The 15,070-nt window shown below is 72.1% G+C and carries 16 protein-coding genes; 2 read left to right on the top strand and 14 right to left on the bottom strand.

The window, feature by feature from the left end; translation table 11 throughout:
* Window positions 1–39: 39 nt before the first annotated feature.
* From clpX to tig, 4 genes are all read right to left on the bottom strand, one after another.
* Window positions 40–1,317, bottom strand: coding sequence for an ATP-dependent Clp protease ATP-binding subunit ClpX (clpX, locus tag ACF0H8_RS07665; protein WP_395288358.1), 1,278 nt, complete (start codon window positions 1,315–1,317; stop codon window positions 40–42).
* Window positions 1,318–1,529: 212 nt separating this feature from the next.
* Window positions 1,530–2,177 (bottom strand): ATP-dependent Clp protease proteolytic subunit, encoded by a 648-nt coding sequence (locus tag ACF0H8_RS07660; protein WP_395290836.1) that lies wholly within the window; start codon window positions 2,175–2,177, stop codon window positions 1,530–1,532.
* A gap of 70 nt (window positions 2,178–2,247) precedes the next feature.
* On the bottom strand, window positions 2,248–2,889 hold the full coding sequence (locus ACF0H8_RS07655) for an ATP-dependent Clp protease proteolytic subunit (protein WP_395288357.1): 642 nt from the start codon (window positions 2,887–2,889) through the stop codon (window positions 2,248–2,250).
* A gap of 272 nt (window positions 2,890–3,161) precedes the next feature.
* Window positions 3,162–4,871, bottom strand: a complete 1,710-nt coding sequence (gene tig / locus ACF0H8_RS07650; RefSeq protein WP_395290835.1) for a trigger factor — start codon at window positions 4,869–4,871, stop codon at window positions 3,162–3,164.
* A gap of 318 nt (window positions 4,872–5,189) precedes the next feature.
* Here tig and ACF0H8_RS07645 point away from each other — a divergent pair, with 318 nt between their 5' ends.
* Both ACF0H8_RS07645 and ACF0H8_RS07640 read left to right on the top strand, forming a co-directional pair.
* The gene (locus ACF0H8_RS07645; protein WP_395288356.1) at window positions 5,190–5,414 is read left to right on the top strand and encodes a hypothetical protein; all 225 of its coding nucleotides are present in this window, start codon (window positions 5,190–5,192) and stop codon (window positions 5,412–5,414) included.
* A gap of 54 nt (window positions 5,415–5,468) precedes the next feature.
* On the top strand, window positions 5,469–5,885 hold the full coding sequence (locus ACF0H8_RS07640) for a hypothetical protein (RefSeq protein WP_395288355.1): 417 nt from the start codon (window positions 5,469–5,471) through the stop codon (window positions 5,883–5,885).
* A gap of 146 nt (window positions 5,886–6,031) precedes the next feature.
* Here ACF0H8_RS07640 and ACF0H8_RS07635 read toward each other — a convergent pair whose 3' ends face one another.
* The 10 genes from ACF0H8_RS07635 to ACF0H8_RS07590 form a co-directional block, all read right to left on the bottom strand.
* Window positions 6,032–7,486: a class I adenylate-forming enzyme family protein gene (locus ACF0H8_RS07635; protein WP_395288354.1), complete on the bottom strand. Its 1,455-nt coding sequence runs from the start codon at window positions 7,484–7,486 to the stop codon at window positions 6,032–6,034.
* 88 nt (window positions 7,487–7,574) lie between these two features.
* Window positions 7,575–8,378 (bottom strand): SDR family NAD(P)-dependent oxidoreductase, encoded by an 804-nt coding sequence (locus ACF0H8_RS07630; protein WP_395288353.1) that lies wholly within the window; start codon window positions 8,376–8,378, stop codon window positions 7,575–7,577.
* Between the two features lie 2 nt (window positions 8,379–8,380).
* A complete protein-coding gene (locus ACF0H8_RS07625; protein ID WP_395288352.1) occupies window positions 8,381–9,181 on the bottom strand; it encodes a CoA-transferase subunit beta in 801 nt (266 codons plus the stop codon).
* Window positions 9,181–10,128, bottom strand: coding sequence for a CoA transferase subunit A (locus ACF0H8_RS07620; protein ID WP_395288351.1), 948 nt, complete (start codon window positions 10,126–10,128; stop codon window positions 9,181–9,183). The genes ACF0H8_RS07625 and ACF0H8_RS07620 overlap by 1 nt, the downstream gene beginning before the upstream one ends.
* 5 nt (window positions 10,129–10,133) lie before the next feature.
* Window positions 10,134–10,943: a CoA-transferase subunit beta gene (locus tag ACF0H8_RS07615; RefSeq protein WP_395288350.1), complete on the bottom strand. Its 810-nt coding sequence runs from the start codon at window positions 10,941–10,943 to the stop codon at window positions 10,134–10,136.
* Window positions 10,940–11,863, bottom strand: a complete 924-nt coding sequence (locus ACF0H8_RS07610; protein WP_395288349.1) for a CoA transferase subunit A — start codon at window positions 11,861–11,863, stop codon at window positions 10,940–10,942. The genes ACF0H8_RS07615 and ACF0H8_RS07610 overlap by 4 nt, the downstream gene beginning before the upstream one ends.
* A gap of 26 nt (window positions 11,864–11,889) precedes the next feature.
* Entirely contained in the window at window positions 11,890–12,660 is a 771-nt protein-coding gene (locus tag ACF0H8_RS07605) for an SDR family NAD(P)-dependent oxidoreductase (protein WP_395288348.1), read from the bottom strand.
* Window positions 12,661–12,671: 11 nt separating this feature from the next.
* Window positions 12,672–13,712 (bottom strand): Gfo/Idh/MocA family protein, encoded by a 1,041-nt coding sequence (locus ACF0H8_RS07600; RefSeq protein WP_395288347.1) that lies wholly within the window; start codon window positions 13,710–13,712, stop codon window positions 12,672–12,674.
* A complete protein-coding gene (locus tag ACF0H8_RS07595; protein ID WP_395288346.1) occupies window positions 13,709–14,239 on the bottom strand; it encodes a VOC family protein in 531 nt (176 codons plus the stop codon). Before ACF0H8_RS07595 ends, ACF0H8_RS07600 begins: the two co-directional genes overlap by 4 nt.
* A complete protein-coding gene (locus ACF0H8_RS07590) occupies window positions 14,239–15,069 on the bottom strand; it encodes a carbohydrate ABC transporter permease (RefSeq protein ID WP_395288345.1) in 831 nt (276 codons plus the stop codon). Before ACF0H8_RS07590 ends, ACF0H8_RS07595 begins: the two co-directional genes overlap by 1 nt.
* Between the last annotated feature and the right edge of the window lies 1 nt (window position 15,070).

The raw sequence follows: 15,070 nt of genomic DNA, 5'->3' as shown, positions 1-15,070 counted from the left end.
CGGGTGATCGGTGCCGGCCCTGCCGTGGAGCGGTCGGGCTCAGGCGCTCTTCTCGCGCGGCGTGCGCCGCTTCGAGGCCGTCTCACGGGGCACCAGGGTGGGGTTGACGTTCTCGAGCACCACCTCGCGGGTGATGACGACGCGGGCGACGTCGTCGCGGGAGGGCACCTCGAACATCACCTCGCGCAGCACCTCCTCCATGATGGCGCGCAGGCCGCGGGCCCCGGTGCCGCGCAGCAGCGCCTGGTCGGCGATGGCCTCGAGGGCGTCGTCGCTGAACTCCAGCTCCACGCCGTCGATCTCGAACATGCGCTGGTACTGCTTGACGAGGGCGTTGCGCGGCTCGGTGAGGATCCGCACGAGGGCCGACTGGTCCAGCTTGCTCACCGTCGCGACGATCGGCAGGCGGCCGACGAACTCGGGGATCAGGCCGAACTTGTGCAGGTCCTCGGGGCGCACCTCGCCGAAGAGGTCCACGTCCTTGTCCGCCGAGCGCAGCGGGGCGCCGAAGCCGATGCCCCGGCGGCCCACCCGGGCCGAGATGATGTCCTCCAGCCCGGCGAAGGCGCCCGCCACGATGAACAGCACGTTCGTGGTGTCGATCTGCAGGAACTCCTGGTGCGGGTGCTTGCGCCCGCCCTGGGGCGGCACCGACGCCTGGGTGCCCTCGATGATCTTCAGCAGGGCCTGCTGCACGCCCTCGCCGGAGACGTCGCGGGTGATCGACGGGTTCTCGCTCTTGCGGGCGATCTTGTCGATCTCGTCGATGTAGATGATGCCCTTCTCGGCCTTCTTCACGTCGAAGTCGGCGGCCTGGATGAGCTTGAGGAGGATGTTCTCGACGTCCTCGCCGACGTACCCGGCCTCCGTCAGGGCCGTCGCGTCGGCGATGGCGAACGGGACGTTGAGCATCTTGGCCAGCGTCTGGGCGAGATAGGTCTTGCCGGTCCCGGTCGGGCCGACGAGAAGGATGTTCGACTTGGCGATCTCGACACCGCTGTCGTCCTGCCCGGCGGACTCTTTCGCCTGGACCCGCTTGTAGTGGTTGTAGACCGCGACGGCCAGGGACCGCTTGGCGGTGTCCTGCCCGATGATGTACTCCTCGAGGAAGTCGTAGATCTCGCGCGGCTTCGGCAGGTCCACCAGGCCGAGCTCGCTGGACTCGGCGAGCTCCTCGTCGATGATCTCGTTGCACAGGTCGATGCACTCGTCGCAGATGTACACGCCAGGACCCGCGATGAGCTTCTTGACCTGCTTCTGGCTCTTCCCGCAGAACGAGCACTTGAGCAGGTCTGCTCCCTCACCCGTGCGAACCACCGGGCTCCACCACCCTCTCAGTCTCGTCCAGCCGCGCGCGGGGCCCTGGGAGCCCCCACCCGTCCATTCCACACCACCAGGCGCCGTCCTGTCCTGCCCGCCGCGCGGGATGGACACCACCTGCTCCGATATGTGACGACGCCGGGGGCGGGGCCGTCGCGACCGGCCGGTCGCGAGGCACCTCCCCCCGGCGTCACGCAGCGCGGTCGCCGTCAGGAACGGGTCAGCACCGGGGTCTTGCGGGACTCGAGGACCTGGTCCACGAGCCCGTACTCCTTGGCCTGCTCGGCCGTCAGCATCTTGTCACGCTCGATGTCCCGGCGGACCTGCTCCACAGGCGTGCCGGAGTGCTCGGCGATGGTGTCCTCCAGCCAGGTGCGCATGCGCAGCACCTCGTTGGCGTGGATCTCGATGTCCGAGGCCTGCAGGTAGCCGCCGCCCTCGAGGGAGGGCTGGTGGATCATCACGCGGGCGTTGGGCAGCGCCAGCCGCTTGCCCGGCGAGCCTGCCGCGAGGAGCACCGCGGCCGCGGAGGCCGCCTGGCCCAGGCACACGGTCTGGATCTGCGGCTTGATGTACATCATCGTGTCGTAGATCGCCGTCATGGCGGTGAAGGAGCCGCCCGGCGAGTTGATGTACATGGTGATCAGCCCGTCGGGGTCCTGGCTCTCCAGGACCAGCAGCTGAGCCATGATGTCGTCGGCCGAGGCGTCGTCGACCTGGACGCCCATGAAGATGATGCGGTCCTCGAAGAGCTTGGTGTACGGGTCCTGGCGCTTGTAGCCGTAGGCCGTGCGCTCCTCGAACTGGGGCAGGACGTACCGGGCGGTCGGCATGGCCGGCGCGGTGGCGACCGGCATGCGGCCGGCCTGGGCGATGGGATTGATGCTCACGGGTGCTCCTTGGGTGTCGTCGTCGGCCGGTCCAGCGTCACTTGCTCTCGCCGTTGCCGGTGGCGCCGCTGGTGCCACCGCCGCCGGGCACGCCGGCGGACGTCTCGACCAGGTGGTCGACGAAGCCGTACTCGAGCGCCTCGGACGCCGTGAACCACCGGTCGCGGTCGGCGTCCTTGTTGATCTGGTCGACGGTCTTGCCGGTCTGCGCGGCGGTCAGCTCCGCCAGCGTGCGCTTCATGTGGAGGATCAGCTCCGCGTTGATGCGGATGTCCGTCGCCGTGCCGCCGATGCCGCCGGACGGCTGGTGCATGAGCACCCGGGCGTGCGGCGTGATGTAGCGCTTGCCCTTGGTGCCGGAGGACAGCAGGAACTGCCCCATCGAGGCCGCCATGCCCATCGCCACGGTGACCACGTCGGGCTGGATGTACTGCATGGTGTCGTAGATGGCCATGCCCGCGGTGATGGACCCGCCCGGGGAGTTGATGTAGAGGTAGATGTCCTTCTCGGGGTCCTCCGCGGCGAGGAGCATCATCTGCGCGCAGATGGCGTTGGAGTTGTCGTCCCGCACCTCCGAGCCCAGCCAGATGATGCGCTCCTTGAGCAGCCGGTTGTAGATGTTGTCGGTCAGGCCCATGGGGGCCGTCTCGGTCCTCGCCTGCGGCATCTGCTCGCTCACTGCACGCTCCTTCTCGCCCGGGCCCTCGCCCGGCCAGCTCGACCTGCTGCGGTGTCTATGGACACTAACGCCGCCGGGGAGGGGATCCATTCTCGTGGCGGCGCTTTTCGCTGACGGCGCACCCGCCCGCGCGCCGCGGACCCAGCGGCGCGGCCCGCGCGGGAACGGTCGCGACCCTCGCCGCGCTCCGCAAACGCGATCCGCGCCCATCCCGCCCCTAGGTGTGCCACGGGCCCGGCACCGCGTGGTGCCGGGCCCGTGGGCGGGAGGGACTACTCCGCGTCGTCGGCCTTCTCCGCGGCCTTCTTGGCCGGGGCCTTCTTCGCGGGCGCCTTCTTGGCGGCGGGCTTATCGGCCTCGTCGGCCTTCTTCGCCTGGGTCTTGCGGGCGGGGGCCTTCTTCGCCGGGGCCTTCTCGGCTGCCTCGTCCTCGGCGTCGGCCTCCTCCGCCTCGGCCGGGGCGGCCTTCTTGGCCGGCGCCTTCTTGGCTGGGGCCTTCTTGGCGGGGGCCTTCTCGGCAGGCTCGTCCTCGGCGTCCGCCTCGGGGGCCGCGGCAGCCTCGGCCTCGGCGGCCTCCTCCGGGGAGTCCGCCGACTCCGGCGACTCCGGGGAGTCCGGCGACTCCGGGGACTCGGCGGACGCCGGCGAGGCGACGTCGGCACCCTCGGGGCCGGCGGCGCCCTCGGGCCCGGCGGCGTCGAGCTCGTCCGAGCCGATGAACTCGCTCAGGTCGACGGCGTTGCCCGCCCCGTCCTTGACGGTCACCTGGCGCAGCGCGACGGCCAGGGCCTTGTTGCGGGCGATCTCGCCGCTGAAGGCCTGCAGCTGCCCGGTCTGGGCGGCGGCCTGGATGAACTGGTTCGGCTCCATGCCGTACTGCTGGGCGTTGGTGACGAGGAACTCGAGGAGCTCGTTCTGGGTCACCCCGACCTGCAGCTGCTCGACGAGGGTGTCCAGCAGCAGCTGGTCGCGGAGCATGTCCGTGACCTCCTCGCGGACCTCCTCGCCGTGCGGGTCGTCCTCGGCCTTGCCCTCGGCCTCGAGGTGGCGCTTGATCTCGGCGTCGACCACGCCCGCGGGCACCGGGAAGTCGGTGGCCTCGCGCAGCTGCTCGAGCAGCACGTCGCGGGCCTGGACGGCCTGGTCGGACGTCTTGTCCTTGGCGACCTGGTTGCGCAGGTCCTCGCGCAGCTCCTCGATCGTGTCGAACTCCGAGGCGAGCTGGGCGAACTCGTCGTCGGCGGCCGGCAGGTCGCGCTCCTTGACCGCGGTGGCGGTGACGGTGACGTCCGCCTCCTCGCCGGCGTGCTCGCCACCCGCCAGCGGCGCCTTGAAGGTCTTGGTCTCGCCGGCGCTGGCGCCGATGAGGGCCTCGTCCAGGCCGTCCAGCATGTTGCCGGCGCCGATCTGGTAGGACACGCCGGAGACCGAGTCGACCTCCTCGTCGCCGACCTTGGCCGACAGGTCGATGACGACGAAGTCGCCGTCGCCGATGGGGCGGTCGACGCCCACCAGGGAGCCGAAGCGCTCGCGCAGGGCGGTCAGGCGCTCCTCGACGTCCTCGTCGCCCACGGCGACCTCGTCGACGGTGACCTCGAGGTCACCGAGGGCCGGCAGGTTGATCTCCGGCCGCACGTCCACCTCGGCCTCGAAGACCAGCTGGCCGCCGGGGGTGCCGGTGACGGCCGGGATCTCCGTGACGTTGATGCTCGGCTGGCCGAGCGGCTTGACCTCGGTCTCGGCGACGGCCTGGCTGTAGAAGCCCGGCAGGGCGTCGTTCACGGCGTGCTCGATGACGGCGCCGCGGCCCACCCGCTGGTCCAGGATGCGGGGCGGCACCTTGCCCTTGCGGAAGCCGGGCACGTTGACCTGCTCACCGATGTGGGAGTAGGCGTGGTCGAGGCTCGGCTTGAGCTCGTCGTACGACACCTCCACGGTCAGCTTGACCCGGGTGGGCTCAAGGTTCTCGACGGCGCTCTTCACTGCGTTGCACTCCACTCAATGGTCGGTCAGAAGCTCCCGCCGGCGAGGCGGCGGGCAAGTTCGGCGCCTGCGCCACGGCGGTTGGTCGCTGTGGACAGACCGACCAATGGTAGGGCACGCGGCCGGGGCGGGACACCCTCGCCCCGGCCGCGCCCGCACCTGGCGTAGGCGCCGGGCGCATCGCCCGGACGACGGATCGCCACCTGGGCAATCCCGATGCCGCGCCCGGACGTAGGACCGGCAAGAGGTTTGTCCATCCTCCCCCGGCGGGCGGGACGGACGTCTCGGGCACGGACCCGGCGATGGAGGACGAAACCGATGGCGGAGCGCGACGAGCCACGGCGCGGGCGCCGCCGCGGCCCGGGGACCCCCCGGTACCGCGTCCGCCGGGAGCCCGACGAGGAGACCCGGCGCAGGTCGGCCAAGTGGCGGGCGCTGCTGGACGACATGACGGCCGAGGAGGGCGCAGACGAGGAGGGCGCAGACCCGCCCGACGAGGCCGGTTCCGGGAACCAGCGCGGGCACGGGCCGCACGGGGGGTGAGGACCGCCCGTCCGTACCGGTGCCCGCTCGCCGGCACGTCGGTAGGTTGGCGGCGTGAGCGACGAGGACGTCCCCGAGGCAGCCGCCGCCCGGTCCAGCGACTTCAGCGGTACCGCCGCCGCGGACGAGGGGGACGTCACCGCCGGGGTCACGGACATGTACGCCAAGGCCGGCCTCGACCGGGACCGCTGGTCGATCCTCGCCGTCGACGTGCGGCGCTGGCAGGGCGTGGACGCCGTCGCCGTCTACGCCATCGACCACGCCAAGTACGAGATCTCCGGCCGGAGCCAGCTCATGGCTCTCGCGGCCAAGCTGGGTCACCTGCCGGTCGTGCGCTTCCGGGTGCCGGCCGAGAACGTGCAGGACTTCATCGACGCCTCGTTCGAGCGGTTCTCCATGCGCCTCGTCCACCACGACGCGGAGGGATTTCCCCTCACCGTGGTCGGGGCTGACGGGTCGGGCACCGCCTAGCGCACCGGCCGGGCCACCGAGACCCAGCCGAAGCGGCCGCCCCTGGCTGTGTGGTCGGTCCCCGGCGCCAAGTCCATACCGCGGCGTCGTCGACATGAATCGTTCGCACTCCGCCTGGGAGGCGCCGGGTGATCGCGGCCCGTCCCTTACGCGATAGGCGCGGTCCGCACGATCTTCCCCGCCGTGTTGCGTGGCAGCGCGGCCACGACGGTGATGCGGGCGGGCCGCTTGTACTTGGCCAGCCGTGTCCGACAGAACCCGGCGAGCTCGTCGGCGTCGAGGCTTGCGCCGGTGAGGGGTTCGACGAACGCGGTCAGCTGCTGACCGAGCCGCTCGTTGGCCTCGCCCCGTACCAGGGCCTCGCGGACCGAGGGGTGCTCACGCAACGCGGCCTCAACCTCGACGGGATAGACGTTCAGGCCGCCGACGACGACCATGTCGTCCTCCCGCCCCGCCAGGACCAGCGCCCCGTCGGTGTCGACGTACCCCAGGTCACCGGACGTCTCCCACGCCGTGGCGTTCGCGTGGTACGCCGAGGCGCCGCCCGCCACGGGGATCGCGTAGGGACGACCGCGCTTCTGGATAAGGCCCACGACGCCGTCGTCGACCACGGCCCCCGAGTGATCCACGATGCGGACCGTGGTGCCCAGCGTGGGTGCGCCGACCAGGTTGTTCCGCGGCTCGCCGGGGACGTGCTCGGTCCAGGTCACCCAGCCCAGCTCGGTGGACCCGTAGTACTCGATGAGCCGGCGGCCCGACGCCAGGGCCCGCTCCCGCAGTACCGCGGAGAGCGGAGCGCCGGCCGAGACGACGAGATCAGGGCTCGTCACCGATGCATCGAGGCGCTCCTCGTGCTCGAGCAGGTCGTGCAGCATGGTCGGGACGATCGCCGTCCAGCACGATCCCGTGCGCGCCGCAACCTCCAGTGCGGCCCCGGGCGAGTAGCGCTCGACGAGCGCGACCGTCCCGCCGGTGGCGAGCTGGCCCACCGCGTGGCTGAAGCCGATGCCGTGGGCCAGCGGTGATACGGCCAGGTGGGCGCCGTAACGCGCCCAGCCCCACTCCACCGCGTTGAGGGCGACGTTGGTCAGCAGCCGCTCGTGCGACACGGCGTACAACTTGGGCACGCCGGTGGAGCCGCCGGTCGTCGAGACCCAGCACGTCGCGTCGGGCGTTGGGAACCGGGCGTCCCGGGCCGGCTCGCGGCGTGGTGGACCGATGGTCGTGGCGCGGATCCCGGTGGCGGCGAGCTCGGCCACCCGGGCGGGCGGCAGCCGCGGGGTGCACAGGCAGGTCACGGCTTCGGCCTTCTCGAGCAGGTGGCGCAGGTCCCGGTCGGGCAGTGCGGGGCTCAGCGGCATCAGGGCGGCGCCGAGGTGGCCCGCTGCGACCAGATACTCGAAGATTGCCTCTTCGTTGTACGCGACGACGGCGACGATCGACCCTTCGGCCACACCGAGCTCGGCGAGCTCGCTCACACGCCGCAGCGCGCGGTCGTACAGCTCCGCGAATGTCACGGTCTCCGCCCCCACGACGGCCGGCGCAGCAGCGGTGCGCCTGGATGCCGCCAGCGAGGAGAACATGCCGGGAACCGTGATCACGGTGCCCCCTCGCGCCCGGCGGTCGCACGGACGACGGCAATCGCGCCGAGGTGGCCCAGCCCGGGCGGTGTGGCGCGAGAACCGGTGGTCATCGGATGTACCCGTTGGCCAGCCAGCCGCCGTCGAGGGTCAGGACCTGGCCGGTGGCGAAGGAAGCCTGCTCGCTGAGGAGGTACAGCGCCCCGGCCACGAGGTCCTCCGGCGCGCCGAGGCGGCGCAGCGGCGTCCGGGACTCGATGAGATCCCTGCGCAGCACGCCGCGCCGGAAGAGGTCCGCCACGATGTCCGTCTCGATGTAGCCGGGGGCAATCGCGTTGACCCGGATGCCCAGTGGTCCCCATTCCACCGCGAGTGCCTTGGTGACGCCGAGCACCGCGGACTTCGACGCGACGTACGCCGCCCGTTCCGGCTGGCCGACGAAGGAAGCAATCGAGGCGATGTTGACGATGCTCCCGCCCCCGGCGCCGGCCATGACCCGGGCGGCCTGCTGGCAGCAGGCGAACAGGCCGGTCACGTTGACGTCCAGGATGCGGCGCCAGTCCGCCAGGTCGTAGTCGAGCGACGCGCCGACCTTCGTCACCCCGGCGTTGTTCACCAGTGCGTGCACCGTGCCCCAGGTGTCGACGACGCGCGCGAACGCCCGCTCCACGCCGCCGTCGTCGGCCACGTCCACGGCCAGCGCCAGCACGGCCGCGCCGTACTCGGCCCGGGTGCGCTCCGCGAACCGGTCCAGGCGCTCCGGGTCGCGCCCGAAGACCACCACGCGGGCGCCCGCGCCCGCCAGGCCGCGGGCGATGGCCGCGCCGATGCCCCGGGTGCCGCCCGTGACCACGCAGACCCGGTCGCGCAGGCCCGCTCCCGGCGACGCCGGCGCGGGCGTGGGGATGGCCACGGTCAGAAGATCCGGGCGTTGAGGAGGGCGCCGTCGGGATCGATCTCGCGGATCGCGGCGAGCTCCTCGGCGGTCGGCGCCGGCGTCTCCGGCACGCCGTCCGGCCAGACGAGCTCGAACCCCGTCTCCTCGTTCACCTTCTCCTTCGTGACACCGGGGTGCACCGAGACCACGCGCATCCGCTTGCTGTCGTCCTCGAAGTCGAGAACCGCGAGGTCGGTGAACACCTTTCCGGGCCCGCCGCCGATCAGGCCCAGCCGCTCGCGGTGGCCGGAGCCGTCGCCGTAGCCGAAGGCCGAGCGGTGGTCGACCCTCTCCACGAAGGTGCGGCGGCTGTGCGGAAGGATGATGATCGTGCGTTCGGCGTTGGCGGCGTGGTCGGGCAGGGCGATGGCGCCGACCAGTCGGATGTCCGGCTTGTCGTAGTCCCCGATCGCGACGCTGTTGAGGTTGCCGTACACGTCGATCTGCGCCCCCGAGAGGAACCCGATGTTCATCTTCCCGCGCTTGAAACCGTCGAGCGCCATCTCCACGGGGATCTGCGCGGACGCCGGCCAGGCGAGCAGGTTCCGGTCCTCGAAGCACCGCGGCGCGTGCTCGATGTCCGGCTCCAGGGCCACGCCGTACTGGGCGATGAAGTCCACCCCCCGCCGGTGGGCGAGCGCGGCGGCGACGCTGGGCACGCCGACGGCGAAGGCGAAGGCCCGCCCGCCGGTGCCCAGGCCGATGAAGCCGAGCTCGCCGTCCTTCAGCTCGCGGGAGACCTGGACCGCGAGCAGCTCTTCGATCTGGTAGTCCGCCATCACTTCTCCGCTCCCACCGTCGAGGCTTTCTCCGCCCCGACCGTCGACGTCGCCCGCGACGCCGCGGTCAGCAGCCCGGCGACGCCGACCCGGTCCAGGTACTCCCAGTGGTCCGCCACCCCGCGCACACGGTCGTCGAGGTAGGCCTCCATCGTCTCGCGGGACCGCGAGGCCTCGTAGTACCGCCGCAGCTCGTCCTGGTCGTAGCCGTACCGGGAGTCGCAGCAGCACGGGTGCGCGCCGAACGGGGCGTGCACCACGGCCGAGACGTACTCGCGCGGCAGGAACGTCTGCAGCGGGTGCTGGCGGACGTGCTCCGTGCTCACCACCTGCTCCACCGAGACGATGGTGCGTTCGGCGGAGCGTGCGATGTAGGTGTCTACCGAGTTGTCCATCCAGTTCGCCGGGTCCAGCTGGACGTTGCCGTGCACGTCCGCCATGTGCGCGTGGACGAGCGCGAAGTCCGGCCGGGCGGCCCGGACGGCCGCGTACTTGCGCCCGGTGAACGGTGACTCTATCTCGACGAGGCCTTCGTTGTAGGTCATCAGATCGGTGCCCAACGGCGTGCCGTTGGGCAGGAAGTCCACGCCCATCGCGGTCGCCCGGAACATGTCGATGGCGGTCGTCTCTGAGTGGTCGACGACCTTCACCCGCCCCGACTCCACCTCGCGGCGCAGGTTCCGGGCCAGGCCGAGCGCGCCCATGCCGACGTAGGACGTCTCCACGACGCTGGCGACGCCGGCGCCCACGAGGATGTCGAAGTCCATGCCGTTGTTCCAGCCCAGCAGGTGCAGGTTCGTCTTGCCCTGGCGGATGAGCTCGCGGACGAGCGCCATCGGGTGGCGGCGCAGCGTGTGGCCGCCCAGCGCCACGGAGGCCCCATCGGGGATGGCCGCCACGGCCTCCTCCAGCCCGGTGAGCCGCACCGGGATATGCGTGTCTGACACCTTCGTCACCTCTCCATCTGGGGCTCGGCGGCCCGCCGGGCGGCGGGTTGCTTGAGGTAGACCCCCTCGGGGTCAATCCGGGTGCGGAGCACGCTGAGCTGCTCCGCCGTGGGCTCGGGGGTGCGGCCGAGGTCGCGCGGCACCGCGACGTCGAACCCCGTCGCGGCCCGGACGTCGTCGAGCGAGACGCCCGGGTGCAGGCTCCGCAGCACCATCTCCTTGGTCGCCTCGTCGAAGCCGAACACGCACAGGTCCGTGACCACGCCGACGGGCCCGCCTCCGGGCAGGCCGGCAGCCTCCCGCGCGCCGGGCCCGGTCAGGTGGCCCGGGGTGGTGAGGTAGTCCAGGCGCTCGACGAAGGTCCGGCGGGTGTGCCGGGTGACGATCGCGTGGTGCCGGGCGGTGCTGGCGATGTCGTTGGCGCCGCCGCTGCCGGGCAGGCGGGTGGTGGGATGAAAGTACCCGCCAGGGCCGATCACCGTCGTGTTGACGTTGCCGAACGGGTCGATCTGCGCGCAGCCGAGCACCCCCAGGTCCACGCGCCCGCCGTGCAGCAGCAGCAGGCTGTCCCCCATGCCGCTGACCCGCCGGGCGGTGGAGACCAGCCTGGGGTCGCCGACGGCCTTGGCGATGGACCTCGGCTCGGGGGCGAGCACCCCGGACTCGAAGAGCAGGGCGCAGCCCGGGGCGTGGGTGGCCTTCGCCAGATACGCCGCCACCATGGGCAGGCCCGTGCCGATGAACACCGTGTACCCGTCCCTGATGAAGGTGCTCGTCGCGACGGTCATCACCTCGTCCATGGAGTACTCGCTCATGCGCCTTCTCCTCTCCTCGCGACCTGCAGCGCCGGGTCGACGATGAGCCCGAACAGCCGCCGGGCGCCGAACCGGGCCAGGTAGGCGTCGTGGTCCGCCGTACCCAGGACGTAGTCGTCGAAGTAGGCCGCGAGTGTGCGCTCGTCCCGGGAGGCCGCGTAGTACTGGGCCATGTGCTCGACGTCCTCGTCGTACTCGCGGTACATCGCGCCCGGGTGGGAACCGAACGGCGCGTGCACGACGGCGTCGACGAGGATGCCGGGCACCGCGACGAGCTGGTTGTCCGCGACGATCTCGTCGGCCGGGACGATGCGCTCCGCCGTCACGATCACCGTCTTCGCCGAGCGCACCTGCGCGTCGATGACCGAGATGGCGCCGTAGACGACGCCGTTGCCCTGGTCGTCGGCCTTGTTGACGTGGATGACGGCCACGTCGGGCTGCAACGGCGAGACGACACCCACCGGGCCGTCCCCGAAGGGCGACTCCACCTGCGCGTACTTGGGCTGGGCGCCGGACTGGATCCGGGCCAGGTCGGTCCCGGCCATGGACCGGAGGGGCAGGAACGGGACGTCCCACCCGGCGGCACTGAGTCGCATCCACAGCGCGAGGTGGCTGTGGTCGTCGACGGCGACCGCCCCGGTCTCCACCGCACGGCTGATCGCCCGGCACCGCCCGAGCCCCTCGAACATCAGGTTGGAGAGGTTGATGCGGCGCACGCGCCCGGCGCCGGTGAGGAACTCCGCCGGCCAGCACTCGGCGACGGCGTGCAGGGTGAACCCGCCCCGGCCCTGCCGAACGAGCTCGCGGACGAACGCCATCGGGTGACCGGAGTGGCCGAAGCCGCTGAAGGTCAGCGACGCCCCGTCCGGCACGGCGCGCGCCGCCTCTGCCATCGATGCCAGCTTGCCTGTGTGCGTCATGTCGTTCCCTGTCGTGTGGGAGGGTGCTACTGGGCGGTGAGGCCGCCGTCGACCGGCAGATCGATGCCGGTGACGAACGCGGACTCGTCGGAGAGCAGGTAGCGCACGGCGTGCGCGATGTCGGCCGGGCGGCCCAGGCGCCCCATGGGGACCTGTGCGACGAGTCTGGCCTCCAGCTCCTTGGTAGCCGTGGCGTCCGCCCGCGGGCCGACGATCTCGGACATCCGCGCCTCCATCGGTCCCGGGTGCACGGCGTTGACCCGGATGCCCTCACGGGCGTACTGGGTCGCCGCAGACTTGGTGAGCAGCCGCACCCCGCCCTTGGAGGCCTGGTACGCCGCTCCCCCACCACGGCCGACCAGTGCGTCGACCGAGCCGACGTTGACGATGGAGCCGCCGCCGGACGCGCGCATCGCCGGCACGGCCAGCTTCAGGCCGAGCCAGGCGCCGGTGAGGTTGACCCGGAGCGTGCGCTCCCACGCCTCCGGCTCCGTCTCCTCCACCCCGGCGCGGCTGAGCACGGCGGCGTAGTTGACCAGCCCGTCGAGGCGGCCGTAGGTGCCGACCGCGTGGTCCACGAGCGTGGCCCAGTCGTCCTCGCTGCCGACGTCCACCTGCCGGCAGGTCGCGGCGCCCCCGCCGGCGACGATGCGGTCACGCACCGCCGTAGCGCCGGAGCCCGAGGCGTCGGCGACGACCACGCGCGCCCCCTCCCCGGCGAACAGGGCCGCGCCCACGCGGCCCTGGGCGCCGGCGCCCCCGGCGACCACGACGACCTTCCCGGAGAGCGTTCCCATCCCGGCCCCTCTCAGCCGTCCCCGGCGATGTCGACGGGGCCGTCGGTCCACGAGCTGCGAATCGCCTCGAGGGTGCGGGCGTTCTCCAGCGAGTCCTCGAGCGTGACCATCGGGTCCGCGCCGTCGAGCAGGACCGAGACGAAGTGCTGCAGCTCCAGCTCGTACTGGTCGAGGTACGGCACCGGTTCCTGGGTCCAGGTGCCGTCCGGGGTGGAGATCTCGATGGCGAAGGGGCCTTGGCTGGGCCGGATGCGGAACGCGTTGGCCATCCGGATCCGCCCGCCGGTGCCGAGGATCTCGACGTGGCCGCCGCCGGGGAGGTCGAGCGCCGCGAAGAACTGTCCGACGACGCCGCCGGCGAAGGTGACTTCCCCGGAGATCTGCGTCTCCACCCGGCGCCCGGCCGCACTGCTGCGGTGGCCGACCGCCCGGGTGGGGCGGGAGCGGGCGTAGACCCGCAGCCCGCTGACGCAGTAGGACCCCAGATCCGTCAGGGCGCCGCCGCCCAGCGTCGGGTCGAGCCGGATGTCGTCGTCGACGCTCCCGCTGCGCACGTCTCCGGCCGCGGCAAGGTCGAAGGTGTAGGTGGTGCGCACCAGCCGCACCTGGCCGACTCGCCCGCCGTCGACGAGCTCGCGCACGCGGGCGACGCGCGGGTGGAACCGCCACATGAAGCCCTCCATCAGCACGCGGCCCGCCGCCCGGGCGGCGTCGGCCATCTCACGGACCTCCTCGGCCGTCATACCCATCGGCTTCTCGCACAGCACGTGCTTGCCGGCGGCCAGCGCCTTGACGGTCCACTCCTTGTGCAGCGCGTTAGGCAGCGCGTTGTACACGGCGTCGACGGCGGGGTCCGCCAGCAGCTCCTCGTAGGATCCGTACGCCGACGGCGCCCCGAGCCTCTCCGCCAGCGCGCGGGCCGCGCCGACCCGCCGGCTGGCGACGGCCTGCGCCCGGCACCGCGGCGTGCGCAGCAACGCGGGTCCCATCTCCACCTCCGTGATCTTGGCCGCGCCCAGCAGCCCCCACCGGACCGTGCCGTCTCGGGTCATCGGTAGTGCTCCCGCAGCTCGATGGCGCACCCGTGCGCGGCGGCCGGGTGGAGGAAGGCAGCCCATCCGTGCGGGCTGCGCCACGGCGCGTCGTCGGCCATGCGCACCTCCCGGGCGTGCAGCCGCTCCACCGCGCCGTGGATGTCCTCGACCTCGAGGCAGACGTGGTGCAGGCCCTCCCCGCGCCTGGCGAGGAACCGGGCCAGCGGCCCGTCGGCCGTGGTGGGCTGGAGCAGCTCGAGCCGGTCGGCGCCGGCACGCAGGAACTGCACCCGCACGCCGCGGTCGGCCAGCTCGACGGGTTCGCCGTCGGGGACCATCCCGAGCTCCTCGACGTAGAACCTGGTCGTCCCGACCAGATCGGCGACGACCACGCCGACATGGTCGATACCGCGCGCCGGGTGCGGGTGCACTGACGGCGGGTCCGTCACCCCGGCCCACGGGACGGCGCCCGCAGGGCCGCCCCCCGGGAGGCCGCCCGACGTCGGGACGTGGCCAGGGGGCCCGCCGGCCGTGGGGGTGCCCATCAGTGGATCCCCGCCGTCGCCAGCCGGCGCATGTAGCGCTGGGAGAAGGCGAACATGGCGATCATCGGCAGCGCACCCAGGAGCGACGCAGCTGCGAGCGGGCCCACCAGCGCGACGTAGTCCTGCTGGAAGCCGGTGACGTACACCGGGTACGCGGTGGTCGCGGGGCCGGCGAGCGTCGCGACGATCAGGTAGTCGACGTACACCAGCAGGGCGGAGAGGATGCCGGTGGCCGCGATGCCCGGCCGGGCGGTGGGCAGCACGATCGAGAAGAACGTGCGCCACACTCCCGCCCCGTCGACGCTGGCCGCCTCCTCGATCTCGCGGGGGATGGCGTCGAAGAACACCCGCAGCGTCCACACCGCATAAGGCAGCGCCAGCGGTACGAGCGCAACGATCAGGCCGTGCAGGGTGTTGAGCAGCCCGGCCCGGGCGAAGAGCACGTAGAACGGCAGCGCGAGCGCCACCGGCGGGACGCCACGCAGCACGAAGAAGCTCAGGTACACGCCGCGCCCGCTGCGCAGGTGCCGCAGGTGCGAGAGCGCGTACGCGGCCGGCACGGCGGCAAGGAGCGCGAGCAGGGTCGCACCGACCGTGAGGATGGCGGAGTTCTGCAGCGACGGCCAGATGACGTTCTGACCGAACAGCACGAAGTCGTAGTTGCGGGTCGTGACCACCGGCGGCCGCTCCAGGCCGTCGAGCGTGGTCCCCGGCCGGGTGAAGGACACCGCCACCAGGAAGTACAGCGGGACGAAGACCCAGAGCAGGATCAGCCCTAGCAGCAGGTACTTCGGCGCCTCGAGGATGCGGCGTCGCACGCGGGGGCTCATC

The sequence above is a fragment of the Georgenia sp. AZ-5 genome (assembly GCF_043952095.1).
Classification (GTDB): Bacteria; Actinomycetota; Actinomycetes; order Actinomycetales; family Actinomycetaceae; genus Georgenia.
The sequence above is the reverse complement of the archived record's forward strand: the minus strand, read 5'-3'. Positions and strand labels throughout refer to the sequence as shown.

Excerpts from the sequence above, each read along its gene's own strand:
- ACF0H8_RS07590 (WP_395288345.1), bottom strand. The coding sequence starts at position 15,069 with ATGAGCCCCCGCGTGCGACGCCGCATCCTCGAGGCGCCGAAGTACCTG.
- ACF0H8_RS07605 (WP_395288348.1), bottom strand. The coding sequence starts at position 12,660 with ATGGGAACGCTCTCCGGGAAGGTCGTCGTGGTCGCCGGGGGCGCCGGC.
- ACF0H8_RS07610 (WP_395288349.1), bottom strand. The coding sequence starts at position 11,863 with ATGACGCACACAGGCAAGCTGGCATCGATGGCAGAGGCGGCGCGCGCC.
- ACF0H8_RS07600 (WP_395288347.1), bottom strand. The coding sequence starts at position 13,712 with ATGACCCGAGACGGCACGGTCCGGTGGGGGCTGCTGGGCGCGGCCAAG.
- ACF0H8_RS07660 (WP_395290836.1), bottom strand. The coding sequence starts at position 2,177 with ATGCCGGTCGCCACCGCGCCGGCCATGCCGACCGCCCGGTACGTCCTG.
- ACF0H8_RS07625 (WP_395288352.1), bottom strand. The coding sequence starts at position 9,181 with ATGGCGGACTACCAGATCGAAGAGCTGCTCGCGGTCCAGGTCTCCCGC.
- ACF0H8_RS07645 (WP_395288356.1), top strand. The coding sequence starts at position 5,190 with ATGGCGGAGCGCGACGAGCCACGGCGCGGGCGCCGCCGCGGCCCGGGG.
- ACF0H8_RS07595 (WP_395288346.1), bottom strand. The coding sequence starts at position 14,239 with ATGGGCACCCCCACGGCCGGCGGGCCCCCTGGCCACGTCCCGACGTCG.
- ACF0H8_RS07615 (WP_395288350.1), bottom strand. The coding sequence starts at position 10,943 with ATGAGCGAGTACTCCATGGACGAGGTGATGACCGTCGCGACGAGCACC.